Below are 24,839 nucleotides of genomic sequence, written 5' to 3' on the forward strand. Positions count from 1 at the left end.
GGGCTCAACTAATTAGCTTGTGTGTAACCTTAGCTACTCTAATCGGAATAGGCGACTAGAAAGATACCGGGAGGGAGAGTTTTCCGATGGTCACATCGCTCGTCCCGACCCGTGGTTCGGTTGGGCTTCGAATGGGGCGAGAGGATCTGTGACGATGGGCGCAAGGAGACGAGCTCGGTCTGCACGACGAACTGCGAGCGGTACGATTCAGCCTATGAAGGCGAAAGTGTTTGCGGGATACGCGGCGCTCGCCATCGCCGCGGCGATTGGCTTGGCCGCGCCCGCAACTGCCGACCCCGACACTGATTTCGACAATCAGATCGCGCGTTACGGCATTTACGGGCCGCATGACTACAACCCGTATCTGGCCAAGATCTCCTGCCGAAGGCTCGCTCAGGGCGTCGACCCCGACGCTGCGGCAACAGCTCATTTCCTCTCCAATAACCTCCCCAGGGGCACCACTCAGGTGCAGGCGTATCAGTTCCTCGGCAGTGCCATCAGCATCTACTGCCCCGACCTGGCGCCCAAGCTGCAGAACATTCCAGCGCACTAGCTCGGGACGACGCCGCGCGGCAGCGTCAGTGGCAGATCGGTGTAGGTGACGATGCCCGGCGCCGCGGCAACGACGGCAGGGATCGCGTTGATGGCGGGCATCGCCGTCATGATGTGACCCAGGTCCATGAATTCCTCGAGCGTGGTGGCCTCGAAGTACGGCGGCGGCAGGAAGCCGACCTTGGTTGTCACCGTCGGCTGCCCGTCGATCTGGATGACCCAGCCGTCCTGGTCGATCTTCCAGTCGGGTTCGAGCGTCTGTCCCTTGCGCCACCGCACATTCAGGTCGATCACGGTGTTGCCGCCGACGATGCCCTGCCAGCTTATGTAGACGCCCGCAACGCATCCCGCGGGTATCGTCCAGGACGCCATTTCGAGGTCAGCGGTGGTTTGGGCAAACTCGGCCACGCACCGCACCTCGTCCAGCTCGACGCCGAGCGCGTCGCCAACCAGCCGGACGGCCTCGCCGAAAATGGCCGTCCCCTTTGCCGCCATCGCGTCCAGCTCCGGGTGGTCGATCGGCTGGCCGAAGCCCACCGGTTTCTCGGTCTCCGGCGAGTCGTAGAACGTGGTGTCGGCGGCCTCGTTGACGGTGACCTTGTCGACCCGGTTGCACACCATCGCCGAAACGATGGCCAGCAGCTCGGCGAAGCCCGGGCTGATACCGGACCCGAAGATCGTGGAGCCGCCTTTCTCGCAGGCCGCCAACAGTCGATCGCGGCCCTCGCCAAGGTTGTGTCCGGTGATGAAGGACGCCGTGGTCACCACGTTGACACCCGCGGACAGGATGCGGACCAGGTCGTCGACGTCGATCCACATCGGGTTGTAGACCACGCAGTCGGGTTTCAGGGCGAGCAGCGCGTCGACATCGTTGGTGGCCGCAACGCCCAGTGGCGGGATCCCGACGAGTTCGCCGGCGTCGCGGCCGACCTTCTCCGCTGACCAGGCATAGCACCCGACCAACTCGAGTGTGGGGTTGGCGGCGATCGACTTCAGCGAGCTCTTGCCGACGTTTCCGGTGTTCCACTGCACGACTCGATAGCTGTTTGGCACTCGCTCAGCATAGGGAAGAGAAGCCGGGGCTGAGGCGACATCAGGTCATCGTCTAGCGGCGACGCCGGCGAGCACTTGGTCGACCAGCCGTTCGGCGAACCCGTCGTCGATGGGTTCACCGCTGAACAGCAGCCGACCGTGGATTGGCGCCACCAGCATCTCCAGCAGCAGTTGGGCGTCGATGTCGGCGCGCAGATCGCCACGCTCGATGCCGCGCGCCGCTACCGGAGACAGCGCGCCCAGGCGACGCGCCCAGAAGGCTTGGCGGGCACCGGCGTAGGCGTCGTCAACCGGCAGCATCGCCGCACGCATCACGGCCATGGCCGCGGGCGAGCGCATGTAGGCGATCACGTCGCGGACAAGCGCCAGAAAATCACCCCTGGTCGAACCCGTATCCGGGGCGGGGATGGCGTCGGCGCTCCGGTCGAGCAACGCCGCCACCAATAGGTTCTCTCGGGTCGCCCATCGGCGGTAAACGGTGGTCTCGTGCACCCCCGAGCGCTTGGCGATTCCGGCGATGGTGGCGCCGTCGAACCCGTTGGCGACCAACTCGTCGAACGCCGCGGACAACACGCTCCGGCGGACATGCTCGCCGCGACGATGTGCCACGTCAGCGCCCATGCGCTCGAGTCTATCGCAACTTTACTTGCAATCGCGGCGAATGCGGCGCATGCTATTGCAAGGTAACTTGCAATAGGAGGAAGTCATGGACGCATCAGCACCCCGGCTTGACTGCAGCGGCGCCACCCCCCCGATCGGTTTTCACCGCTTCCACTCCGATTTCAGCATCAACTTTCAGTGCAACCGCTGGGTGCAGTGGATCGGCCCCTCGGCCATCGACGAGGTGGCCGAAATGGCGGCGCGCGCCAACACCTATCCGGAGTTGATGGACGGCTTCCTCGGCCTCGCCGAGCGCGCCCGCGCCGCCGACCGGGCGCTCGCCGGCGCCTACTACGACCGGGCAGCCGAGTTCTTCATGACGTCGACCGACCCGCGCCGACCGGCCGCGCGCGCCAGGTTTCTGGAAGCGATGCGCAGCATCTACGACGTAGCTCCTGAGTTTGTCCCGTTCGGCTCCGGCTCCATGCCGGCCTACGATCTCCGACCGGACCGTCAGATCGGCGCCCCGATCGTCATGTTCGGAGGATTCGACAGCTACATCGAAGAATTCCTGCCGATGATCGCCGGCATGGTCGACGCGGGTCGGCGCATCGTCGTGTTCGAGGGCCCGGGTCAGGGCAGCGCGCTCGAGGACTTCGGACTCACGATGATCCCCGAGTGGGAGCGGCCGGTGGCCGCGGTGCTCGACCACTACGACCTCAAGAACGTTGCCGTCGTGGGAATCTCGCTGGGCGGTGGCCTGGTGATTCGCGCGGCCGCGTTCGAACCGCGGATCAGCCAGGTGGTGGCTTTCGACATCCTCGACGACTTTTTCGAGACGATCGCGCGCCAACTCGGCCGCGGCGTCCGGATTCCATTGCGCGCGCTACTTACCGCGCGCGCCCGTGGGGCCATCAACGCCGTCGCCGACTGGGCCGTTGGTCGCAAGCCGGTCTCACAGTGGGGATTGCGACAGGGCATGCACGTCACCGGCACTGCCACGCCCTACGACTTTCTTCGTTCGACGACCGCGATGACCACCCGCAAGATCTCCCACCTGGTTCGCGCCGACGTGCTGCTTCTTGCCGGCGCGGACGACCACTATGTGCCGCTGCGGCAATTGGGGCGCCAGGCGGGCACGCTGACTAACGCGCGCTCGGTGACCACGCGAATCTTCACCGCCGCCGAGCAGGCGAGCAACCACTGCCAGCTCGGCAATATCGGCGCGGCCGCCCGCTTGATGATCGCGTGGTTGGACTTGACGGCGTTCCCACCGCCGACGGTTGGTTCAGTCCTCGACGGCGATACCGCGGCGCGTGCGCCTGCGCCAATGCACTCCTGACGGTTTGCCGGTCGGGCGCCGATTGCGCAAGCCGCGCGCGGACGAATCGGCGCCGGTGTCGTCCAAGGCGTCGTCGGCTTCGGCGTCTTCCACCGGGGGCGCCTCTTCGGCCGTCGACTCGGGTTCGAGGCCTTCTGTGGTCGTCGGCTCGACTTCGGGGCCTTGCGCGGTAACCTCGGCGGGCTCCTCGTCGTGACCCGGCGTTTCTGCCGTCTCGGCTTCATCGCCGTCAGCTTCGGCGTCCTGTTCGGCTAGTGCTTCGGTGTCCTCAGTGGCTTCCGCCTCGTCGGCTTCGTCCGTCTCGTCCTTCTTGCGACGGCCCTTCTTACGACGGCCTTGCTTCTCTTTCTTGGGCTTCAGTGGTTTCGGTGGTGGCGGTGGAAGCTCGGCGATAAACGACAGATAGAACCCGAAAATCCCGAGTATCGCGATCGCGGCTGCCGCGCCGTAAACGCCGAACAGGTACTGCCCCACGGTGTCGAGGCTTAGCCAGATCTCGCTGATCGCCGTGCCGACGATCAGCACGCCGGCCAGCACATGCGCAACCGCCGACGACGTCTGCAGGTTGAGTGCGAGCTGCGGCGTGCCGTACTCCGGCTTGCGGGCCCGCAGCAGCGTCAACACCACCGGCAGCGCAGCCAGGGCGATCACCACCCCGGTGACGATCCGCAACGCGGTGCCGAGGGCGTGCGAGGTGTCGCCCATCAGCTCCCACCAGCGCGGCAGCACAAAGCCGAAATAGAGGAGGCCTGCGATAATCGAGAACGCCGCGTGCCAAACCACGGCAGCCTTGCGTCCCATGCGCCTCCTTGAGCTGGTATCCGGAGTAACCAGACCCCGGTCATTCAGGCCTGGCCACACCCCGGATTGTGCGCGGAGGATGCGGGATTTGAACCCGCGAGGGCTGTTAACCCAACCCGCGTTCCAGGCGAGCGCCATAGGCCACTAGGCGAATCCTCCGTCGGCCATGGTAGCCGAGCCCAGCTCGGCGTCTTGTGGCTGTCGACGATTGACCCGAGCCCGGGTACTAGACTCTCCGTGGACCCCGTGCGGCGTCTATCCTGTGAACTCCCCCAGGGCCGGAAGGCAGCAAGGGTCAATGGGCTCTGGCGGGTGCGCGGGGTCCCCCATGTCAGATCGTGGCGACCCAGGTGTCGACGGTGAAAGGTGGATGGTGTCGTACGGCTCGTTCAGTTCCCTAGGCCGTACCGACCTTGAGGCATTGCATGCCCGCCACCAGCAGGACTACGCCGAACTGCAGTCGATGAAGCTGGCCCTGGACCTCACCCGCGGCAAACCGTGTAGCGAGCAGCTCGATCTGTCCAACGCCTTGCTGAGCCTGCCCGGGACTGACTACCGCGACGGCGAGGGCACCGACACCCGCAACTATGGCGGGCAGCATGGCCTACCCGAACTGCGGGCGATCTTCGGCGAGCTGCTTGGCATCCCCGTGCCCAACCTGATCGCGGGCAACAACGCCAGCCTTGAGCTGATGCACGACGTCGTCGTGTTCTCGATGTTGCATGGCGGGGTGGACTCGCCGCGGCCCTGGAAAGACGAGCCGCGCGTCAAGTTCTTGTGCCCCGTACCTGGCTACGATCGCCACCACAACATCACCGAAACCATGGGCATCGAGATGATCTCGATTCCGATGCGCGACGACGGGCCGGACGTCGACCTGATCGAAGAGCTGGTCGCCGTCGACCCGGCCATCAAAGGCTTGTGGGCGGTTCCGGTGTTCGCCAACCCCACAGGCATCACCTACTCGTGGGAAACGGTTCGCCGGCTCGTCCAGATGCGCACCGCGGCAGAGGACTTCCGGCTGTTCTGGGACAACGCCTACGCGGTGCACACGTTGACGCACGATTTCGTCCGCCAGGTCGACGTGCTGGGTCTGGCCGCCGCCGCGGGCAACCCCAACCGGCCTTACGTGTTCGCGTCGACGTCCAAGATCACCTTCGCCGGTGCCGGGGTCAGCTTCTTCGGTGGATCACTGGGCAACATCGCCTGGTATTTGCAGTACGCCGGCAAGAAGTTGATCGGGCCGGACAAGGTCAATCAGCTGCGGCATTTGCGCTTTTTCGGCGACGCCGACGGTGTGCGCCTGCAGATGCTGCGTCACCAGCAGCTGCTGGCACCCAAATTCGCGTTGGCGCTGGAGATCCTGGACAAGCGCCTCGGTGAATCGAAGATCGCGTCCTGGAATGAGCCCCAAGGCGGGTACTTCATCAGCCTCGACGTGTTGCCGGGCACGGCGCGGCGCACCGTCGCGTTGGCCAAAGAGGCCGGTATCGCCGTCACCGACGCGGGCGCGTCGTTCCCGTACCGGAAAGACCCCGACGACAAGAACATCCGGATCGCACCGACGATGCCGCCGGTACCCGACCTACGCAATGCGATCGATGGGCTGGCCACCTGCGCCTTGCTGGCCGCCACCGAGTCGCGGCTGAGCCAGGGTTAGCTCGCGTCGGGCGGCGTCGGTAGCGTGGGCGACCGTGGCCCTCTACCGCAAGTACCGACCGGCAACTTTCGCCGAGGTGGTGGGGCAGGAACATGTCACCGAGCCGCTGTGCACCGCTTTGACGGCGGGCCGAATCAACCACGCGTATCTGTTCTCCGGCCCGCGCGGGTGTGGCAAGACGTCGTCGGCGCGCATCCTGGCCCGGTCGTTGAACTGTGCACAGGGGCCGACGGCGACGCCATGCGGTGTCTGCGACTCCTGCGTCGCGCTGGCGCCCAACGGACCCGGCAGCATCGACGTCGTCGAGCTCGACGCGGCCAGCCATGGCGGCGTCGACGACACCCGTGAGTTGCGGGACCGAGCTTTCTACGCGCCGGCCCAGTCGCGCTACCGGGTCTTCATCGTCGACGAGGCGCACATGGTGACCACCGCGGGGTTCAACGCGCTGCTCAAAATCGTCGAGGAGCCGCCGGAGCATCTGATCTTTGTGTTCGCCACAACCGAGCCGGAGAAGGTGCTGCCGACGATCCGGTCGCGCACCCACCACTACCCGTTCCGGCTGCTGCCACCACGCACCATGCGGGCGCTGATCCAACGGATCTGCGCCCAGGAGGGTGTCGTCGCTGACGACGCCGTCTACCCGCTGGTGATCCGGGCCGGCGGCGGTTCTCCCCGCGACACTCTGTCAGTTCTCGATCAGTTGCTGGCCGGTTCGGAAGCCGCGCCGGATGGCAACCGGATCAGTTATCAGCGGGCACTGGGGCTGCTGGGCGCTACTGACGTCGCGTTGATCGATGAGGCCGTCGACGCGCTCGCCGCCGGAGATGCCGCGGCGTTGTTCGGGGCGGTCGAATCGGTGATCGACGCCGGTCACGACCCTCGGCGATTTGCCACCGACCTGTTGGAGCGGTTCCGCGATTTGCTTGTGCTGCAAGCTGTTCCAGACGCCGCCGCGCGCGGTGTGGTCGACGCGCCAGAAGACGTGCTGGACCGGATGCGCGATCAAGCGGCCCGGATCGGCCCGGCGACGCTCACCCGCTACGCCGAAGTCGTGCACGCCGGCCTGACCGAGATGCGCGGCGCGACGGCACCCCGCCTGCTGCTAGAAGTGATCTGCGCGCGGCTGTTGTTGCCCTCGGCCAGTGACACCGAATCGGCGCTGCTGCAACGCGTCGAACGGATCGAGACCAGGCTGGACATGTCCATTCCACTCGGTGATCAACGGCCGGACTCCGCGCGGCCCGAACCGGCTGACGCCCCGACGCAATCGACGCCACCGGCCGCCGCCACTGAGCCGGCGCCCAGCCCGCCCCCGAGGCAGCCCGCACCCGAGCAGAGCCCGCCCGAGCAGAGCCCGGGTGAACCGGGTGCGGCGGCAGTCCGCACCTTGTGGCCGACGGTGCGCGACAAGGTACGTCAACGCAGCCGAACCACCGAGGTCATGTTGGCGGGCGCCACCGTACGCGCCGTGGAGGGCAACACATTGGTGTTGAGCCACGAATCGGCGCCGCTGGCTAAGCGGCTGTGCGAACAACGCAACGCCGACGTCATCGCCGAGGCGCTCAAGGACGCGCTAGGCGTTGATTGGCGGGTGCGATGTGAAGTTGGCGCGCCCAATCCGACGGCAACCGCAGAGCCGGTCGTGCCGCCGCGGCGGGCCGCGCGTGGCGCGGCTCCGGCTGCCCGTGGGGTCTCGCGTCCATCCCCGTCGGCGGAACCACCTGCCGCCCAGGATTCCACTCAGCGGGCCGAAGAGGAAAGCATGCTGGCCGAGGCGGGTCAGGACGACTCGTCGGCACCGCGCCGCGACCCCGAAGAGGCGGCGCTGGAGCTCTTGCAGAACGAACTGGGCGCACGCCGCATCGACAACGGCTGAGACTTTCGGGTCAAGCTCGCACCCGTTTGATTCGAACCAGGCCAGATGAACGGTTGGTGGCGGCCGTTAGCCTCTTACAGGCGACATACAGTCATACGCCTCAGCGCCTAGGGCTGCCACCACGGGCGTAGTGGCAGGTCGTCGGTGCCGCAAGCGTCGAGCTTGGTTGCTAACACGTGATGTAGTTGAATGTTGTTGTGCTCGAAGGCCACCCGAGACGCGGCCATGTAGAGGCCCCACACTTTCGCGGTGGCCAGACCGACCTCGGCGACCGCCTCGTCCCAATGCGCGACCAGATTGCGGCACCAGTCACGCAGCGTCATCGCGTAGTGCGTACGGAAGTTTTCCGCGTGCAGCACTTCGAGACCCACGTCTTGGACCGCCGACACGATTCGTCCCGAGCCGGTCAACTCTCCGTCCGGAAAGACGTAGCGATCGGTGAAACTGCTCGCGCGGAAGGTCGACTTGTTGTCGTTGCGGGTGATGCAGTGATTGAGCAGCAAGCCTCCGGTGCGCAGCTTGGACTGCAGGAAGGCGAAGTACGAGGGATAGTTTTTGACACCGATGTGCTCGGTCAATCCGATCGAGGAGACCGCGTCGAATCCGGTCTCCCGCACGTCGCGATAGTCGGAGTGGCGCACTTCGGCCAGGTGGGTCAGTCCCTCGGCCTCGATCGCCCTTTGCGCCCAGCTGGCCTGTTCGGCCGATAGCGTGGCACCGATCGCCCGCACGCCGCGGCGGGCGGCGTAGCGAACCATCCCGCCCCAGCCGCAGCCGACGTCGAGCAGCCGGTCACCCGGCTGCAGCCCCAACTTCTCGAAGACCAGCCGGTACTTGTTGTCCTGCGCCTCTTCCAGCGTCGCTTCGGCATGCGGATAGACCGCGCAGGTGTACGTCATCGACGGGCCCAGCACCCACTCGTAAAAGGTGTTGGAGACGTCATAGTGGTGATGGATGGCCTCGGCGTCACGAGTCTTGCTGTGCCGCATGCCTTCAGCGATCCGCCGCCAGCGAGGTAGCGCCTCCTGCGGCGGTGGTGGTGCGGGGACCAGGTGTTGGACGCCAACCGCACGGATGATGCTGGCCAGCAGGCGCGCCGAGGGCCTACCGAACTCGAGCTTGTCGGCCAGCAACTTGAGCAGCTCGTAGGGATCGCCCGGAGGCACCCCGCGCAATTCGACATCCCCGGAGACGTAGGCGCGGGCCAGCCCGAGTTCGCCGGGGGCGGTGGCCAAATAGGTGGTGCCACGGGGCGTCAGCAGGCCCATTCCCAGCGCGGCGGTTTCCGGTCCGGCGGTGCTGCCGTCGTAAGCCGTGAACCGCAGCGACCGCTTGGCGCCGCCGGTGACGACCGCCAAGACCTCGGCGAGGCTCAACTTGCCTGTCCTGCTGGCCGCGGATTCCTTGATGGTCGTCATCGTCGTTGCACCGCCTTTGCGTAGAGGTCAAGCAGGCGCGAATCCGGATCGTAGATTTTCTTCACGGTTTTGTAGGTTTCGCCGCCGTATAGCTCATCGAACTCCTCTCGGCTGTAGTAGGAGTCGGAATACAGCGATTTGTGGCCGTCGAGCGATCCCACCTTCGCTTCGATCAACCGATTCGTCGCGCCCTCGGTCGCGCCGACCGCAACCGAGGACCAGAACCCAACATTGACGTAGGTTGATCCAGGCCGGATCGGATAGAGCGGCCAGCGGTCGCGGTCGTGTAACCGTAACGGGCACAACCAGACCGGTGTGATGGGCACATGAGCGACGAACCAGTCCAGGAATGCAGCCGTGCGCTCGATCGGCACCTCGATATCCTGGACCACCCGTTCGCGCGGCGGACGACCGTTGCGTTTCTCGATCCGGTCGGCGATACCGAATCGGTGGTCCAGTGCCACCAGCTTCGAGTACATGTTGCTGCGCCGGTAGCGCCGAGGCCACCAACGCCGCACCCGGGGATTCTGCACGCCGAAAGAGCGTGAGCACCAGAACCAATCGGTGTCCCACCGCCAGAAATAGTCGTGCATCGTCAGCCGGTCTTCTTTGACGCCGGCGTCGTGCTGGATGGAGCGGTAATAGATGTGTTGGCCCGTGTAGTCGCTTACCGGGCCGGGGGTGGTGGTACGCACGCCGACGCAAAGGTAGCTCTCCTGGGCGCTGAACACCACACCGTCGAGATAGTCGACTGGCACACCGTCAAAACCGCCGGTGTCGATGATGCGGTCCATCGCCGACATCAAATCAGTCAGCGAGTTGAACCGCACGTGTCGCAGCGCCACGAACGGCTTGATGGGCTCCAGCTCAATGCGAATCCTGGTCGAATAGCCAAGGGTGCCGTAGGAATTCGGAAAAGTACGGTAGAGGTCAGTGTGCTGCTGGGGCGAGACGGTGAGCAACTCGCCTGTGCCGGTGAGGATGTCCATCTCCAGCACCGACTCGTGTGGCAGGCCGTTGCGGAACGAGGCCGACTCGATGCCCAACCCGGTGACCGCCCCGCCCAGCGTGATGGTCTTCAGCTGGGGGACCACTAAAGGCGATAGCCCGTAGGGCAGGGTCGCCGCCACCAAATCCTCATATGTGCACATGCCGGCCACATCAGCGGTACGCGAATCAGGGTCAACCGAAATGACGTTCGTCAGCCCCGATGTGTCCAGTCCCGGTGCATCGGTTTTCGTGCGGGTGCGAAACAAATTGGACGTGGGCTTGGCGAGTCGGACGGCCGCCGTCGCGGGAATCGAACGATAGCTCGCCAACAACCGCTCGACGCCCGCCGCATGAGCCGCCGGTGCGGATGCAGGGACAGGCACCACATATACGCTAGTCCCCGATATCAGCCCGCGCAGGGTCATCGCGCCCGCGCGTGGTGCCGACACATCCCCGCACAGAGGAGTTTCGCCTAATGGGACACGTCAGTGCAGCCAGCACCATCTTGATCAACGCCGATCCCGCGACCGTGCTGTCTGCCGTAGGTGACTACCGAGAAGTCCGCCCCAAGATCCTGTCCTCGCACTACCGCGACTACCAGGTGCTGGAAGGTGGGCAAGGGCAGGGAACCGTTGCCAGCTGGAAGCTGCAGGCCACCAAATCTCGCGTTCGCGATGTGCGGGCCAATGTCGACGTCGCCGGCCACGCCGTCATCGAGAAGGACGCCAACTCGACGATGATCACCAATTGGACGGTGGCGCCCGCCGGACCGGGTTCGAGCGTCACCATCACGACCACATGGGTGGGAGCAAGTGGCGTGAAGGGGTTCTTCGAGAAGACGTTCGCGCCGTTGGGGCTGAGAAGGATCCAAGCCGAGGTGCTGGCCAACCTGAAAAAGGAACTCGAGGGCTAGCCGGTTTGACCTTGGCTGCCCAGGTAGGCGGCGATGCCCTTGACCACGGCGTCGGCATACTTCTGCCTGCCCTCGGGGGACTCCATCAGCCCGGAGTCGACCGGATTCTTCATGTTGCCGCACTCGACCAGAACCGACGGATACTGGGCCAGGTTCAGGCCCGCCAGGTCCGAACGCCCGTACAGGCCGTCTTGGCCGATGTAGGTGGCCGGCGGGATGCCCGAGGCTTGTAGTTGGTCGCGCATGATGCGGGCGAACTGCACCGACGGGCCCGCCTGCACCTGGTTGAGCGGCGGCGCCGAGTAGTTCACGTGAAATCCCCGCCCGTTCGGCGGCCCGCCGTCGGCGTGGACGCTGACGACCGCGTTCGGGTGCAATGCGTTGGCCATCGCGGCACGCTCGTCGACGCACGGGCCCAGCGCATCGTCGTTGCCGCGCGACATCGCCGTCCGTGCGCCCAGCGCGGTGAGTTCGGCGCGGATGCGCAGCGTGGTGTCCCAGGTGAAGGTGTGCTCCGGGTAGCCGTCGTTGGTCGACGTACCGCTGGCCTGGCAGTCCTTGGTGCCGCCGCGTCCGGTTGGGACCTGACGGCTGATCGACGCGTCGTTGGCGCCGTTGTGGCCGGGGTCGAGGAACACGATCATGCCGGCGATGTTGCCCGGGGCTGCGGCGGCGTTCGGGGCCGTCGGCGTCGGTGCGCCCACGACGACAGCGACGATGCCAATAGCCAGCACGGACCCGACACGCAGGCGATGTAGTACGCGCACGGCGCCACGTTAGCCCCCGGCGTCTAGGCTTGAAACTTCGAACCGCCCGCGAGCCGCAGGCGAAACCAAGTCGAGACCAAGATGATGCAAGGGGACCGTCATGCAACCCGGAGGCCAGCCCGACATGTCGGCGTTGCTCGCCCAGGCACAGCAGATGCAGCAACAGCTGATGGCTGCCCAACAGCGACTCGCCAACTCCGAGGTGCAGGGAAAGGCCGGTGGCGGTCTGGTGGAGGTCATCGTCAAGGGCAGCGGCGATGTCGTGGCGGTGAAGATCGATCCCAAAGTCGTCGACCCGGACGACGTCGAGACGCTGCAGGATTTGATCGTCGGCGCGCTCGCCGACGCCTCCCGCCAGGTCACCGCGATGGCGCAGCAGCAGCTGGGTCCGCTGGCCGGTGGAGTGGGCGGCGCGCTGGGTATCCCGGAGTCCTAACTTGTTTGAAGGGCCGGTCCAGGACCTTATCGACGAGCTCGGCAAGCTGCCGGGTATCGGGCCAAAGAGCGCGCAGCGCATCGCCTTTCATCTGTTGTCCGTCGAACCGCCTGACATCGACCGGCTCACCGCGGTGCTGGCCAAGGTGCGCGACGGCGTACGGTTCTGCGCGGTGTGCGGCAATGTCTCCGACGACGAGCGTTGCCGCATCTGCGCAGACCCCCGCCGGGACGGCTCGCAGGTCTGCGTCGTCGAGGAGCCCAAGGACATCCAGGCCGTCGAACGCACCCGCGAATTCCGCGGCCGCTACCACGTTCTCGGTGGGGCGCTGGATCCGCTGTCCGGAGTCGGTCCTGAGCAGCTACGGATCCGCGAGCTGCTGAACCGGATCGGTCAGCAGGTCGACGGCGTGGATATCACCGAGGTGATCATCGCCACCGACCCCAACACCGAAGGCGAGGCGACCGCCACCTACCTGGTGCGGATGCTGCGCGACATTCCCGGCTTGGCCGTGACGCGGATCGCCTCCGGATTGCCGATGGGCGGCGATCTGGAATTCGCCGACGAGCTGACCCTGGGCCGCGCGCTGACCGGCCGCCGCGCGATGGCTTGACAGCCGCAAGGCGGCGCACAAACAGTCACATGGGTAACTCAGAAGGCACTATGCCCTGGTCGAGTGACGCGGGAGGCTGATGTGACTGTGTCGGCACGACCGGAAGCGCGCTAGGCCCGCAGCCTTTCGTGTCGCAACAGGTCCACCTCCGGCAGCTCCAGCGGCGCCAGCTCACCCACCACCCTGCTCAGCAGCAGGTCGGCGAGCTCGGGATTGCGGGCCAAGCAGGGCCCGTGCATGTAGGTGGTGAACACGCTGCCCTGGACCGCGCCGTCGAAGCCGTCGCCGGCGCGGTTGCCTGCACCCTTCCTCACCGCGCCCAGCGGCGATGCGGCGTCGCCGAGAACCGTTCCGCCGCGGTGGTTCTCGAATCCGGTCAACGGCTGCGTCAACCCGGCCAGCAGCGGCGTGCTGACCACCTCCCCGATGGTGCGAGCGGTCTGCGGCGAGGTGGTCACGTCGAGCAGGCCCACGCCCTCGACCCGTTCGCCCGCCGACGTCTCATACCAGTGGCCGAGTACCTGGATGGCCGCGCAGATCGCCAGCACCGGCGCGCCGCGGGCCGCGGCGCGCTGCAATCCCGGGTAACGGACGAGATGCTTGGTGGCCAGCCGCTGCGCGTAGTCTTCGGCCCCGCCCAACGTGTACAGGTCGAGGCTGTCGGGCACCGCGTCGGCCAGCGTGATCTCGACGATCTCGGCGGCGATGCCCCGCAGCCGTAGCCGTTGCCGCAGTACCGCCGCATTCCCGCCGTCGCCGTAGGTGCCCATCACGTCGGGCAGCACCAGCCCGATCCGCACCGCCGAGTCAGTCATGGCGAGCCAATTTGCGCTGCAGCTGCAGGAAAGCGGTGTAGTTGGCGACTACCTCGACCGGTCCGGGCGGACACGACGCGATGGCCGCGAGGGTGTCGTGCACCAGGGCGTGTTCCACGCCGGCGTAGCCCAACCGCACCGCGAGGTCGGTTCCGCGTTCGCCGGCGGCCACCACCGGGGTCCCTTGAAAGTGTTGTGCGAATTCCTCGAAGCGCACATCCCAGAGCCAGGACAGATCCTCGCCGTCGGGCACCCGCCCGTTGACGGAGATCACCACCCCGGCGGCATTCTTGTCCACCATCGAGAGGGCTTCCTGCCAGCCGGCGGGGTTCTTGGCCAGCAGCATCCGCACGCTGTGGGCTCCGACGCGAATGGTCCGGTAGCGCCCCGCCACCTCGTCGACCCCGGATACGGCGGCCACCGCGGCCGCCGGATCTGCGCCCAGCGCCACGGCGGCCGCGACCGCTTGGGCGGCGTTGCCCCGATTCACCGAGCCCGGTAGCGCCAACCGCATCGGCAGTGCCAGCCCGTCGGGTCCGTAGAGCATGTCGTCGTCGAACCACCAATGCGGGCTGGGTCGCTTGAAGTCAGCCCCGGTGGAATACCAGTGGCCCTGATCGCGGACGATCACCTCGCCGCTGCGCGGGCAGCTGACCGAGTCCGCCGCCCAGCTGCCGCCCGCGGCCACCCAGACGACCTTGGCGATGTCGTACGCGGCCGAGGTCATCAGCACGTCATCGCAGTTGGCGATTACGGCCGCCGGGTGCTCGGCTAGTCCGGCCCGCAGTCTGCGTTCGATCACGTTGATCTCGCCGACCCGGTCCAGCTGGTCGCGGGACAGGTTGAGCAAGACGACGACGGCGGGCTCGATGGCGTCCGCGACATGCGGCACGTGCATTTCGTCGACCTCGAGGACCGCCAGGGCGGCGTCGCGGTCAGCGGCGAGCGCGGCTACCAGCCCGGCATCCATATTTGCGCCCTCGGCGTTGGTGGCCACCGAGCTTCCCGGGCCCAGGGTGCGCAGCGCGGCCGCGGTCATCCGGGTCGTCGTCGACTTGCCGTTGGTCCCGGTGACGACAACGGTGCGCCGGCCGGTGCCGAGCTGACGCAGGATCGAACGGTCCAGCGTCATGGCCACCAGGCCGCCGATCATCGCGCCGGCCCCCCGGCCGGTCACCCGTGAGGCCCATCGCGCGCCGGATCCGGCGGCCAGGGCCAGGCGTCCTCGGGCGGTGATCACCCGCGCAGTTTAAGGGCGATCGCCAGCTCGGCGCTTTTCTCCAGCGCAGCGGGTCGGCCTCGTCGGGTTAAGGGCGATCGCCAGCTCGGCGCTTTTCTCCAGCGCTGCGGGTCGGCCTCGTCGGGTTGACTGCACGACACGGCACGCAGCGACCCGGTGATGTCGGTTCGACGTGCCATCCTCCAGTTATGGCCGACATGCCGGTGGCAATCCCGACGACGATCTGGGGTCGGCCGGCCACAGCGCCGGGGGCCGGATGGGCCGTCATCGACGTCGAAACCTCGGGCTTCCGACCGTGCGACGCCCGCGTCATCAGCCTCGCGGTGCTGGCCCTCGACAGCCACGGCCAAGTCGAGCAATCCGTGGTCAGCCTGCTCAATCCGGGGGTGGATCCCGGCCCCACCCACGTGCACGGCCTGACCGCCGCGATGCTCGAGGACCAGCCGCAGTTCGCCGATATCGTCGGAGATGTCGCGAAGTTGGTTCGTGGCCGCACGCTGGTCGCGCACAACGTTGCGTTCGACTATGCGTTCCTCACCGCGGAGGCCGAGATGGCCGGCGTCGAATTGCCGATCGACACCGTCATGTGCACGGTCGAGCTGTCTCGGCGGCTGGAACTGGGCACCGACAACCTGCGGTTGGAAACGTTGGCCGCGCATTGGGGAGTGCCTCAGCGGCGACCGCACGACGCATTCGATGACGCCGTCGTGTTGACCGATGTGCTGGCTGCCACGCTGCAGCGGGCCCGTGAGCGCGACGTCTGGCTGCCCGTGCGGCCGGTCACCCGTCGGCGCTGGCCCAGCGGCAGGGTTACCCACGACGAGCTTCGGCCGCTGAAGATGCTGGCCTCCCGGATGCCATGCCCGTACCTCAACCCGGGCCCGTACGTCCGTGGCAGGCCGCTGGTGCAGGGCATGCGGATCGCGCTGGCGGCCGAGGTCGAACGGACTCACGACGAGCTGGTCGAGCGGATCCTGCATGCCGGCTTGGCCTACGCCGATGCCGTCGACCGGGATACTTCACTCGTGATCTGCAACGAATCCCGTCCGGCGCACGGCAAGGGCTACCTGGCTCGCGAGTTGGGTGTGCCCGTGGTCTCCGACGCGAAGTTCATGGATTCCGTCGCGACTGTGGTCAGCGGCACCGGTGTCGAGGAGTTCGTCGACTCGGCGCGCGCGGGGGATCAGTTCGCGTTGTTCTGATGGCCCGGCTCTGATTGCCCGACTCAGCTCAGCGCGCATTCTCGCCGCGCGGTTGAATAAGTATGCGATGAAAGCGAAGACGACGTTGGTGTGGGCGGCGGTGCTGGCTGCCGCGGTTGTGACGGCCGCATGCGGCGGAGGTTCACACGGTGGCAATGCGGGGTCAGCGGCAAAGGGCGGCAAGGTGCACGTTCCCGCGAACTTCTGTGGCTTGTTGAGCGGAGCCGACATTAGTCAAGTGCTGGGCAGATCGTTTCCAGCGCCCGAGGGCAGCCAGTCCTCGAGTGAAGCGCAGTGCAATTCGGTGCCGTCGGCAGGCGACGACGTCAGCTTCAAGCTGTATTACAACGACCTGTACTGCGTCGACGGCCAGCTCGCCAACGAGCAGTGCCTCGACTCACAGTCGAAGGGGTTTGCCACCAACAGGCAGACTGCCGGCCAAGTCCAAGACGTTCCGGGGCTTGGCGACCGGGCGTTCTGTTTTGTGGCTCCTCCCGCGACGGTCGACGTGCTCAAGGGCTGGATCTATCTCACCGTTGTGGCCGATAGCTGCGTACAGGCGCAGACCCTTGCGGGGATGCTCCTGGCGAAAATCACGGCCTGATCGGCTAACCGGCTGTCACACCCAAGAAACGTCTGGGCAAACCGGCGACGCGATGGAGTCACTGCTCTCCACGCGCCGAGTACCGCTGCCCTTCAGCGCGACCGAGAATTCCTCGACACCTGTGACATAAGTCCGCCGCCGGCCGATCAGTTCCTAGCGGCCCTGTTCACCGCCGACACCACGGCACGCAGCGACGCGGTGGTGATCGACGGCGCGATCCCGACGCCCCAAACCGTCGTGCCGCCCACCGAAGCTTCCACGTAGGCCGCCGCCTGAGCGTCGTCTCCGGCGCTCATCGCGTGCTCTGAGTAATCCAGCACGGCCACGTCGAACCCGGCGGTGCCCAGCGCGTCGACAAAGGCGGCGAGCGGGCCGTTGCCCGAACCGCTGATCTCGGTCTCCACCCCGTCGATCTTGACGGTCGCGGCTATCGTGGTCGCGCCGCCATCCTGTTCGGATGCCTCGACGCGCTGCTTCATCCGCTCCAACGGCCGCACCGGCGCCAGGTACTCCTCGGAGAATGCCTCCCACATCGCCTTGGGACTGACCTCGCCGCCTTCTCCCGCTGTGCCCTCCGCGATCTTTTGGATCACGCCGGAGAATTCGATCTGCAGCCGGCGCGGCAAGGCCAGGCCGTGATCGGCCTTCATGATGTAGGCCACGCCACCCTTGCCGGACTGCGAATTGACCCGGATCACCGCCTCGTAGGTGCGCCCGACGTCGCGCGGATCGATCGGCAGATACGGCACCTGCCAGAGCATGTCGTCGACGTCGGCGTCGGCCTCATCTGCGGCAACCTTCATCGAGTCCAGGCCCTTGTTGATGGCGTCCTGGTGGCTGCCGGAGAACGCGGTGTAGACCAAGTCGCCGCCATAGGGGTGACGCTCGTGAACCGGCAGCTGGTTGCAGTACTCCACCGTGCGGCGGATCTCGTCGATGTTGGAGAAGTCGATCTGCGGGTCCACACCGCGAGAGAACAGGTTCAGGCCCAGCGTCACCAGGCAGACGTTCCCGGTACGCTCACCGTTGCCAAACAGGCAGCCCTCAATCCGGTCGGCGCCGGCCTGATACCCCAATTCGGCTGCGGCGACAGCTGTTCCGCGGTCGTTGTGCGGATGCAAAGAAAGGACCGCGGACTCACGCCATTTCAAGTTGCGGTGCATCCACTCGATCGAGTCGGCGTAGACGTTGGGCGTGGCCATCTCCACAGTGGCGGGCAGGTTGAAGATGATCGGATCGTCCGGCGTCGGTTCGATGATGTCGCCGACGGCGTCGCAGACCTGCTTGGCGTATTCCAATTCGGTCCCGGTGTAGGACTCCGGCGAGTACTCGAATCGCCAGTGCGTACGCGGGTACTTGGCGGCCTCCTCGACGCACTTGCGGGCACCGTCGGTCGCGATGGTCTGGACCGCGGGCCGGTCGGCGCGGAAGACCACGCGGCGCTGCAGGATCGACGTCGAGTTGTAGAAGTGCACGATGGCCCGGTGTGCGCCTTCGCAGGCTTGGAAGGTGCGTTCGATCAGCTCCGGACGGCACTGGGTCAGCACCTGGATGGTGACGTCGTCGGGGACGGCGTCCTGGGTGATGATCTCGCGAACGAAGTCGAAGTCGGTCTGGCTGGCCGACGGGAACCCGACCTCGATCTCCTTGTAGCCCATGCGGACCAGCAGGTCGAACATGCGGCGCTTGCGCGCCGGGCTCATCGGGTCGATCAGCGCCTGGTTGCCGTCACGCAGATCCACCGCACACCACAGCGGCGCGCGGGTGATCACCCTGTCCGGCCAGGTACGGTCGGGCAGCCGAACGGGCTCGACCTCCTCGGCGAAGGGTTGGTACCGGCCGATCGGCATCGACGATCCGCGCTGGGTGTTCCATGCCGGTTGGCCGGTGTTGGGTTGGCCGGCGGGTTTGGTGATCGTTCGAGCGGACCTGAATATGTCGGGGGAGTCTTCAGAGGGTCGGGAGAAGCTAGTCACGGTGATTGCTCCGGGAAATGAGAAGGGGCGCCTCAACGGCGGCGACCGGCGCGTCGCGAACACCCGCGACGGGAGGCCGGTCTAGATCAGGCCCCGCCGCGGCGTCCGAGAAGGAGCACCCGCTGCACGTTGTGTACTTTACCGCGCCCGCGCGAATGCCCAAAACCCAGGCCGTTAGTCCCCGGCCGGGACGATCTTGACCGGGATGTCGGTGTTTTCATCGGTGTGATAGCTGGCGCACACCCGGTGGTAGCCGTCGGCAATCTGCAACGCCACATCGTTGGTCAGGTCTCCGCGGACCACCAGGATCGGTGACAGCTGCTTGCCCTTCTTGATCTTCGTCAGATCCGCAGCGACATGCGGATTGTCGACAGGCAGCAGTGCCAGGCGTGATGCCCGCAGCAGATCCTTGGCCTTCTTGTAGACGATCGGGGCCTTCTTCAGCGCCGCCACAATTTCGTTGATCTGCCCGGGCGCGGCGAGCAGCGCGAGGTAGTCCGCCGCCGCCGGATAGTCATGCTCGTCTGGTTCGGTACCCCATAACACCGTAGCCATCCTGACGACCCCTTCCTCACCACATGTCCACCGCCGGTCGTGCGCCGGTCCTTATTGGATATCAAATACCGGCCGAGCATCAGCTGTTCGACGGACTGCCCGACCCGCATCGTCGCCCTGTCGATCCACGTATCCTGTTTTTCGACCCGAACCTCGCAACGCGCAGGGAACCCCCTGGTGCCGAAAAAGCCTGAAAAGGTCGGAAAGGATCGACGTGGCGCTCGTCGTGCAAAAGTACGGCGGATCTTCGGTGGCCGACGCCGAACGGATCCGCCGTGTCGCCGCGCGCATCGTCGAGGCCAAAAAGCAGGGCAACGATGTCGTCGTGGTGGTCTCGGCGATGGGCGACACCACCGACGGTCTGCTGGAGTTGGCCCAGCAGGTGTGCCCGGCGCCGCCCGCCCGCGAGCTGGACATGCTGCTGACCGCCGGCGAGCGCATTTCCAATGCGCTGGTGGCGATGGCCATCGAATCATTGGGCGCGCACGCCCGCTCGTTCACCGGCTCGCAGGCCGGTGTCATCACCACCGGCGCCCACGGTCGGGCGAAGATCATCGATGTCACCCCGACCCGGCTGCAGTCCGCGCTAGAAGAGGGACTGATCGTGCTGGTCGCCGGATTCCAGGGGGTCAGCCAGGACACCAGGGACGTCACCACCCTGGGCCGCGGCGGCTCGGACACCACCGCCGTCGCGCTGGCCGCCGCGCTGAACGCCGACGTCTGCGAGATCTACACCGACGTGGACGGCATCTTCAGCGCGGACCCGCGGATCGTCCCCAACGCCCGCCACCTGGACACCGTCACCTTCGAGGAAATGCTCGAGATGGCGGCCTGCGGCGCGAAGGTGCTGATGCTGCGCTGTGTGGAATATGCCCGTCGCTACAACATTCCGGTGCACGTGCGCTCGTCATACTCCGACAAGCCGGGCACCGTCGTTGCCGGATCGATCAAGGACATCCCCATGGAAGACCCCATTCTGACCGGCGTCGCACACGACCGCAGCGAGGCCAAGGTGACCATCGTCGGTATCCCGGACCACCCGGGCTACGCGGCCAAGGTGTTTCGCGCGGTCGCAGATGCCGACGTCAACATCGACATGGTGCTGCAGAACATCTCCAAGATCGAAAACGGCAAGACCGACATCACCTTCACCTGTCCCCGCGACAGCGGCCGGGTCGCGGTGGAGAAGCTGGACTCGCTCAAAGACGAGATCGGTTTCGCCCAAGTGCTTTACGACGACCACATCGGCAAGGTGTCACTGATCGGCGCCGGCATGCGTAGCCATCCAGGGGTCACTGCAACATTCTGCGAGGCGCTGGCCGGTGTCGGGGTCAACATCGACTTGATCTCCACGTCGGAGATCCGGATCTCGGTGCTGTGCCGGGACACCGAGCTGGACAAGGCTGTCGTCGCGCTGCACGAGGCGTTTGGGCTCGGCGGCGACGAGGCGGCGACGGTGTACGCCGGAACGGGTCGCTGATGAGCGGTGCGTCGGTCGGGTTATCAATAGGAGTTGTCGGCGCCACCGGCCAGGTGGGCCAGGTGATGCGCACGCTGCTCGACGAGCGTGATTTCCCGGCCAGCAGCGTGCGGTTCTTCGCCTCGGCCCGCTCGCAGGGCCGCAAGCTAACTTTCCGCGGCCAGGAGATCGAGGTCGAAGACGCCGAAACCGCGGACCCGGCCGGTCTGGACATTGCCCTGTTCTCGGCGGGCGGGACGATGTCGCGGGTACACGCGCCGCGGTTTGCCGCCGCCGGGGTGACGGTGATCGACAACTCGTCGGCTTGGCGTAAGGACGCGGACGTGCCGCTGGTGGTCTCCGAGGTGAATTTCGCCGACGCGCGGACCCGGCCGAAGGGAATCATCGCCAATCCGAACTGCACCACGATGGCCGCCATGCCGGTGCTCAAGGTGTTGCACGACGACGCCCAACTCGTTCGCTTGGTCGCGTCGACTTATCAGGCAGTCTCCGGCAGCGGTCTGGCCGGGGTGGCGGAGTTGGCCGATCAGGCGCGCGCGGTGATCGGCGACGCCGAGCAGCTGGTGCACGACGGCACGGCGCTGACGTTCCCAGCGCCGCGAACCTACGTCGCGCCGATCGCGTTCAACGTCGTCCCGCTGGCCGGGAAGCTGGTCGACGACGGCTCTGACGAGACCGACGAAGACCAGAAGCTGCGCAACGAAAGTCGCAAAATCCTGGGTATCCCGGACTTGCTGGTCAGCGGCACCTGCGTGCGGGTTCCGGTGTTCACGGGCCACTCGCTGTCGATCAATGCCGAGTTCGCCCAACCACTTTCACCGCAGCGGGCCCGGGAACTGCTCGATGGCGCGCCGGGCGTGAAGGTGGTTGACGTGCCGACACCGCTGGCCGCTGCCGGTGTCGACGAATCACTGGTCGGCCGGATCCGTCACGACCCCGGTGTGCCGGACGGACGCGGCTTGGCCCTGTTCGTCTCGGGCGACAATCTTCGCAAGGGCGCGGCATTGAACACCATTCAGATCGCCGAGTTGCTGGCCGCCGAGCTGTGATCCGCGGGTGAGCCCTGCCGATTCCCGCCGGATCGCGCGTTGCTCGCTCTTGGTCGCGTCGGTGGCGTGTCTGTTTGCCCAGCAAGACTTTTCACCCGCATATGCCGATCCGCCGGCTCCGATGCCAGAGCCGGTCCTGCAGCCGCTGGCGCCCGGTCAGGTGATGCGGATCGGTCCGACCGCAGGGACCGGCACGCCCACCCGCGACTACGGCATCGGTGCCACCGACTTGTGCGTGTTCGTGGAGTTTCCCACCGACGTCGTTCAGGTCTGCGGCGACAGCTTCGCCGGCGAGGGGGTCGGCTTCGGCGGCTACTACTCGCCCGTCGCCCTGCGGGTAGACACGTCATCGGTCGACGACCCAGCCGGCGTCCGCTACACGGGGGTTACCGGTGTAACCCAGCCGCTGCTGGCCGACCCGACGCCGGTGAGCGCATCGCAGTTGCCGGCGGGTGTCGTGCAGATCAACCGGCAGAGCTACCTGTTGGTCACCACCACCAAAGAACTGGTCCCGCAAAACTCACGGCTGGTGAAAGCCGAGCCGACACATGGGCTTTGGCAGACACTTCCGGGTTCGGTCCGGGAGGCCGGCTATGCGGGCGGCCGGCAGTCGCAGATCAGTGGCTATTACGACCCGATACCGACAGCAGAGTCGCCGAAAGGGTGGGTGTACATCGTCTCCGACAACTTCGACCGCAGCCAACCGGCGGTGCTGTACCGGGTCGCACCAGAGAATTTCGCCGACCGGTCCCGATGGCAGGGCTGGGCGTCTGACTCGGGAGGCGGTTGGAACAAGCCGGCAACGCCGTTGTGGGACGACCTGGTTGGTGAGATGAGTTTCAAGCAGATCGACGGCAAGGCGGTGCTGTCGTATTTCAACGCCAGCACCGGAAATATGGAAGTCCGGGTGGCGGACGACCCGACGTCGCTGGGCACCGCGCCGGTGACGACCGTGGTGCAGCACGATGACTGGCCCGATCCGGCGGAAAGCCTGCCGCCGCCGGAGGACAACCGACTCGCCCAGCCATACGGCGGGTACATCTCCCCGGGGTCGACGCTGGACGAGCTGCGGGTGTTCGTCAGCCAGTGGCATAACACCGATCCCCGGGCGCGAGCGCCCTATCGGGTAATCCAATTCGCCGTCAACCCGTTCAAGCCCTAATCAGAGGGTATATTTCAGCCTTCCGTCCGCCGTAGATCCGAGCGCCTGCCCGACGAGCGGTTATAGAGCTCGGGGCGGTGGAAACAGCACGGTAGTTGGCAGCGGCCGCCATGCGAGCGTGTCGGCTTCGCCAACGAGTGTGCCGAATTGTTGGTCGCCGAAGTGAACCGCGAACCCGACCGTGTTTTCCCTGCGGAGCTCGTCGAGGAGACGCTGGCGAGCCTTGGGCACTGCGGCCGGATTGATGTCGGGATCGCAGAACCATTCGGGGTGGAGCAGTTGTGCCGGTGTGTGGAAACAGTCGCCAAAGGCTATGAGGCGGTTACCTTTTGATGTCTCCACCAGATAGGATGTGTGGCCAGCGCTGTGGCCCGGCGTCACGACAGTGGTAACGCCGGGTGCAACCTCTTCGTTGTCGCCGATCAGCTGCAGCGCGGTGTGCATATGTAGTGGTTGGATGAGCTCTTGTTCGCCGGCGACGCCAGGTGGCCGTTGACCGTTTGCGATCGACTGCCATTCGAGCGTTGCCAGGAGGTAGGTCGCGTTGGGGAACGTTGGTTCGCGCCGACCGGAGGCGGACTCGACGAAAGCCCATCCGGTGTGATCGACGTGCAGGTGAGTTAGCCCGAACATGTCAATGTCGGCGGGGGCCATGCCAAGCTGTGTCAGCACGTCGAGGAACGCTCCACAGTTGACCCGGCTGAAGGCGTTGGTCGCGGCCGCCGGTCCAAATCCGGCGTCGATCAAGATGCGGTGGCCGTCCCGCTCGACCAGGAGCCCACCTGCTGACATCGCGATCCAACCCTGACTGTCGAGTTGTTCAGGGTGTTGCGCCCAATAAGCGGGCGGGGCGGTCTTGATGAAATCGTGCGGGGCCAGAGACATCGCGCCGTCCGCGATGAACGTGAATGTAACGTCGTCCATCCGGAGGCGGCGAACGGCAGCCTGTGCGTTCAGGTGGCCGGTTGACTCGAGGCCCATGATTTTCAAGCTACGACGCGGTTGGCGCTAGAACCGATTTGATCGATCGCGTGTCGTCGTAGAACACCCTGAGCTGCTGGAGTTGGCCGTTTCCGACGATCCAATGCTCGGCGATCCAGATTTCGGTTCCTAGCGCGGTGCGGGCGCTCATGAGCGCCGCTACCCGTTCGCCGTCGGCCGAGATGCTCTCCAATCGCATACTGCCGAAGTCGAGGGCTGCAGCCAGCTGGGGCAGCACAACTTTGACGAACTCATCAGGTCCCCGGTGTACTCCTCCCCAAGGCAGTACCGGTGGAACGTGAGCTTCGAAACCGGGGGCCATCGCACTAGGAAAAGCGCCGGCCTCGCCAGCAAAAGACGCAAGGTAGAGCTCTCGCAAGAAGTCCCGATTGTCGTTGTCGCGTCCAGGTGACGTCACGGCGGTCCTCCAATCCGTCGGCGGTCTCAGAAACGTGCCTCCGCGTCGGTTCATCGTCGCGCCTGCCCAGCCCGTCGTCGATGTTCGGCCCAACATCCGTCACGCGGGACCGGTGTCACGGTAGACACCGGCCGTCCACGGTCCTGGCCGCCCAGCAAGCGAACATGCTGAACGCCTGAGGTCGCAAGAGATCATCGACGCGGCCATCAACGTCATGGTCGAGCGCCGAATCCCAACCGCGCCCTCAAAGGCCGTCATGAATCGTGGCGCCCGTAGCTGCTCGACCGTTCCATCCTGAGCGCCGGTGTGGGTCGGCCCACCCATGACGCCTGAAAA

General features: G+C 66.0%; 24 protein-coding genes, 1 tRNA gene and 1 other RNA gene. 13 read left to right on the forward strand and 13 right to left on the reverse strand.

The window, feature by feature from the left end; all coding sequences use genetic code 11:
• The first annotated feature begins 214 nt into the window (after positions 1 to 214).
• Positions 215 to 553 carry a DUF732 domain-containing protein gene (locus tag VNW74_RS10485; RefSeq protein WP_325676534.1) on the forward strand — a complete coding sequence of 113 codons (339 nt, stop codon included), beginning with the start codon at positions 215 to 217 and terminating at the stop codon, positions 551 to 553.
• Here VNW74_RS10485 and VNW74_RS10490 read toward each other — a convergent pair.
• Positions 550 to 1,605, reverse strand: a complete 1,056-nt coding sequence (locus tag VNW74_RS10490; protein WP_325676535.1) for a dihydrodipicolinate reductase — start codon at positions 1,603 to 1,605, stop codon at positions 550 to 552. The genes VNW74_RS10485 and VNW74_RS10490 overlap by 4 nt on opposite strands.
• A gap of 45 nt (positions 1,606 to 1,650) precedes the next feature.
• Positions 1,651 to 2,226, reverse strand: a complete 576-nt coding sequence (locus tag VNW74_RS10495) for a TetR/AcrR family transcriptional regulator (RefSeq protein ID WP_325676536.1) — start codon at positions 2,224 to 2,226, stop codon at positions 1,651 to 1,653.
• Positions 2,227 to 2,311: 85 nt separating this feature from the next.
• Between VNW74_RS10495 and VNW74_RS10500 the strand changes: the two genes are divergently transcribed.
• A complete protein-coding gene (locus tag VNW74_RS10500) occupies positions 2,312 to 3,547 on the forward strand; it encodes an alpha/beta fold hydrolase (RefSeq protein WP_325676537.1) in 1,236 nt (411 codons plus the stop codon).
• Here VNW74_RS10500 and VNW74_RS10505 read toward each other — a convergent pair.
• Together VNW74_RS10505 and VNW74_RS10510 are read right to left on the reverse strand one after the other, a co-directional pair.
• The gene (locus VNW74_RS10505; RefSeq protein ID WP_325676538.1) at positions 3,494 to 4,348 is read right to left on the reverse strand and encodes a hypothetical protein; all 855 of its coding nucleotides are present in this window, start codon (positions 4,346 to 4,348) and stop codon (positions 3,494 to 3,496) included. The two genes, VNW74_RS10500 and VNW74_RS10505, sit on opposite strands and share 54 nt — an antisense overlap.
• A gap of 73 nt (positions 4,349 to 4,421) precedes the next feature.
• Positions 4,422 to 4,507, reverse strand: a tRNA-Ser gene (locus tag VNW74_RS10510).
• 77 nt (positions 4,508 to 4,584) lie between these two features.
• Here VNW74_RS10510 and ffs point away from each other — a divergent pair.
• The 3 genes from ffs to VNW74_RS10525 all read left to right on the forward strand — a co-directional run bounded on the left by ffs (position 4,585) and on the right by VNW74_RS10525 (position 7,884).
• An RNA gene (ffs, locus tag VNW74_RS10515) (signal recognition particle sRNA small type) lies at positions 4,585 to 4,679 on the forward strand.
• Positions 4,680 to 4,718: 39 nt separating this feature from the next.
• A complete protein-coding gene (locus VNW74_RS10520; RefSeq protein WP_325676597.1) occupies positions 4,719 to 6,008 on the forward strand; it encodes an aminotransferase class I/II-fold pyridoxal phosphate-dependent enzyme in 1,290 nt (429 codons plus the stop codon).
• A gap of 34 nt (positions 6,009 to 6,042) precedes the next feature.
• Entirely contained in the window at positions 6,043 to 7,884 is a 1,842-nt protein-coding gene (locus VNW74_RS10525) for a DNA polymerase III subunits gamma/tau (protein ID WP_325676539.1), read from the forward strand.
• Positions 7,885 to 7,991: 107 nt separating this feature from the next.
• On the opposite strand, the gene VNW74_RS10530 is transcribed toward VNW74_RS10525, so the two are convergent.
• Together VNW74_RS10530 and VNW74_RS10535 are read right to left on the reverse strand one after the other, a co-directional pair.
• Entirely contained in the window at positions 7,992 to 9,302 is a 1,311-nt protein-coding gene (locus VNW74_RS10530; protein ID WP_325676540.1) for a class I SAM-dependent methyltransferase, read from the reverse strand.
• Complete coding sequence (locus VNW74_RS10535) at positions 9,299 to 10,678, reverse strand: FAD-binding oxidoreductase (protein ID WP_325676541.1); 1,380 nt, start codon at positions 10,676 to 10,678, stop codon at positions 9,299 to 9,301. Before VNW74_RS10535 ends, VNW74_RS10530 begins: the two co-directional genes overlap by 4 nt.
• Before the next feature lie 89 nt (positions 10,679 to 10,767).
• On the opposite strand from VNW74_RS10535, the gene VNW74_RS10540 reads away from it, so the two are divergent.
• Complete coding sequence (locus VNW74_RS10540; RefSeq protein WP_325676542.1) at positions 10,768 to 11,205, forward strand: SRPBCC family protein; 438 nt, start codon at positions 10,768 to 10,770, stop codon at positions 11,203 to 11,205.
• Here the strand turns inward: VNW74_RS10540 and VNW74_RS10545 are convergent.
• Complete coding sequence (locus VNW74_RS10545; protein WP_325676543.1) at positions 11,202 to 11,972, reverse strand: Rv3717 family N-acetylmuramoyl-L-alanine amidase; 771 nt, start codon at positions 11,970 to 11,972, stop codon at positions 11,202 to 11,204. The two genes, VNW74_RS10540 and VNW74_RS10545, sit on opposite strands and share 4 nt — an antisense overlap.
• A 100-nt stretch (positions 11,973 to 12,072) precedes the next feature.
• Between VNW74_RS10545 and VNW74_RS10550 the strand changes: the two genes are divergently transcribed.
• Together VNW74_RS10550 and recR are read left to right on the forward strand one after the other, a co-directional pair.
• Positions 12,073 to 12,408 carry a YbaB/EbfC family nucleoid-associated protein gene (locus tag VNW74_RS10550; protein WP_325676544.1) on the forward strand — a complete coding sequence of 112 codons (336 nt, stop codon included), beginning with the start codon at positions 12,073 to 12,075 and terminating at the stop codon, positions 12,406 to 12,408.
• A 1-nt stretch (position 12,409) separates the two neighbouring features.
• Positions 12,410 to 13,021, forward strand: a complete 612-nt coding sequence (gene recR, locus VNW74_RS10555; protein ID WP_325676545.1) for a recombination mediator RecR — start codon at positions 12,410 to 12,412, stop codon at positions 13,019 to 13,021.
• 110 nt (positions 13,022 to 13,131) lie between these two features.
• Here recR and VNW74_RS10560 read toward each other — a convergent pair whose 3' ends face one another.
• Together VNW74_RS10560 and VNW74_RS10565 are read right to left on the reverse strand one after the other, a co-directional pair.
• Positions 13,132 to 13,836 (reverse strand): type 1 glutamine amidotransferase, encoded by a 705-nt coding sequence (locus VNW74_RS10560; RefSeq protein WP_325676546.1) that lies wholly within the window; start codon positions 13,834 to 13,836, stop codon positions 13,132 to 13,134.
• Positions 13,829 to 15,076 carry a Mur ligase family protein gene (locus VNW74_RS10565; RefSeq protein ID WP_325676547.1) on the reverse strand — a complete coding sequence of 416 codons (1,248 nt, stop codon included), beginning with the start codon at positions 15,074 to 15,076 and terminating at the stop codon, positions 13,829 to 13,831. Before VNW74_RS10565 ends, VNW74_RS10560 begins: the two co-directional genes overlap by 8 nt.
• 197 nt (positions 15,077 to 15,273) lie before the next feature.
• On the opposite strand from VNW74_RS10565, the gene VNW74_RS10570 reads away from it, so the two are divergent.
• Entirely contained in the window at positions 15,274 to 16,278 is a 1,005-nt protein-coding gene (locus VNW74_RS10570; protein ID WP_325676598.1) for a DEDDh family exonuclease, read from the forward strand.
• Positions 16,279 to 16,345: 67 nt separating this feature from the next.
• Positions 16,346 to 16,882 carry a hypothetical protein gene (locus VNW74_RS10575; RefSeq protein ID WP_325676548.1) on the forward strand — a complete coding sequence of 179 codons (537 nt, stop codon included), beginning with the start codon at positions 16,346 to 16,348 and terminating at the stop codon, positions 16,880 to 16,882.
• 146 nt (positions 16,883 to 17,028) lie between these two features.
• Here the strand turns inward: VNW74_RS10575 and leuA are convergent, their stop codons facing one another.
• Positions 17,029 to 18,858, reverse strand: coding sequence for a 2-isopropylmalate synthase (gene leuA, locus VNW74_RS10580; protein WP_414686649.1), 1,830 nt, complete (start codon positions 18,856 to 18,858; stop codon positions 17,029 to 17,031).
• Positions 18,859 to 19,032: 174 nt separating this feature from the next.
• Entirely contained in the window at positions 19,033 to 19,413 is a 381-nt protein-coding gene (locus VNW74_RS10585; RefSeq protein ID WP_325676549.1) for a hypothetical protein, read from the reverse strand.
• 214 nt (positions 19,414 to 19,627) lie between these two features.
• Between VNW74_RS10585 and VNW74_RS10590 the strand changes: the two genes are divergently transcribed.
• The 3 genes from VNW74_RS10590 to VNW74_RS10600 are packed head-to-tail and all read left to right on the forward strand — an operon-like array spanning position 19,628 to position 23,104.
• Positions 19,628 to 20,893: an aspartate kinase gene (locus VNW74_RS10590; protein ID WP_325676550.1), complete on the forward strand. Its 1,266-nt coding sequence runs from the start codon at positions 19,628 to 19,630 to the stop codon at positions 20,891 to 20,893.
• Entirely contained in the window at positions 20,893 to 21,942 is a 1,050-nt protein-coding gene (locus tag VNW74_RS10595) for an aspartate-semialdehyde dehydrogenase (RefSeq protein WP_325676551.1), read from the forward strand. The genes VNW74_RS10590 and VNW74_RS10595 overlap by 1 nt, the downstream gene beginning before the upstream one ends.
• A gap of 7 nt (positions 21,943 to 21,949) precedes the next feature.
• Positions 21,950 to 23,104 carry a DUF4185 domain-containing protein gene (locus VNW74_RS10600; protein ID WP_325676552.1) on the forward strand — a complete coding sequence of 385 codons (1,155 nt, stop codon included), beginning with the start codon at positions 21,950 to 21,952 and terminating at the stop codon, positions 23,102 to 23,104.
• A 60-nt stretch (positions 23,105 to 23,164) separates the two neighbouring features.
• On the opposite strand, the gene VNW74_RS10605 is transcribed toward VNW74_RS10600, so the two are convergent.
• Positions 23,165 to 24,085 carry an MBL fold metallo-hydrolase gene (locus VNW74_RS10605; protein WP_325676553.1) on the reverse strand — a complete coding sequence of 307 codons (921 nt, stop codon included), beginning with the start codon at positions 24,083 to 24,085 and terminating at the stop codon, positions 23,165 to 23,167.
• Between the two features lie 10 nt (positions 24,086 to 24,095).
• Positions 24,096 to 24,503, reverse strand: a complete 408-nt coding sequence (locus VNW74_RS10610; protein ID WP_325676554.1) for a nuclear transport factor 2 family protein — start codon at positions 24,501 to 24,503, stop codon at positions 24,096 to 24,098.
• Positions 24,504 to 24,839: the final 336 nt, after the last annotated feature.

This window comes from Mycobacterium sp., from assembly GCF_035570115.1.
Classification (GTDB): Bacteria; Actinomycetota; Actinomycetes; order Mycobacteriales; family Mycobacteriaceae; genus Mycobacterium.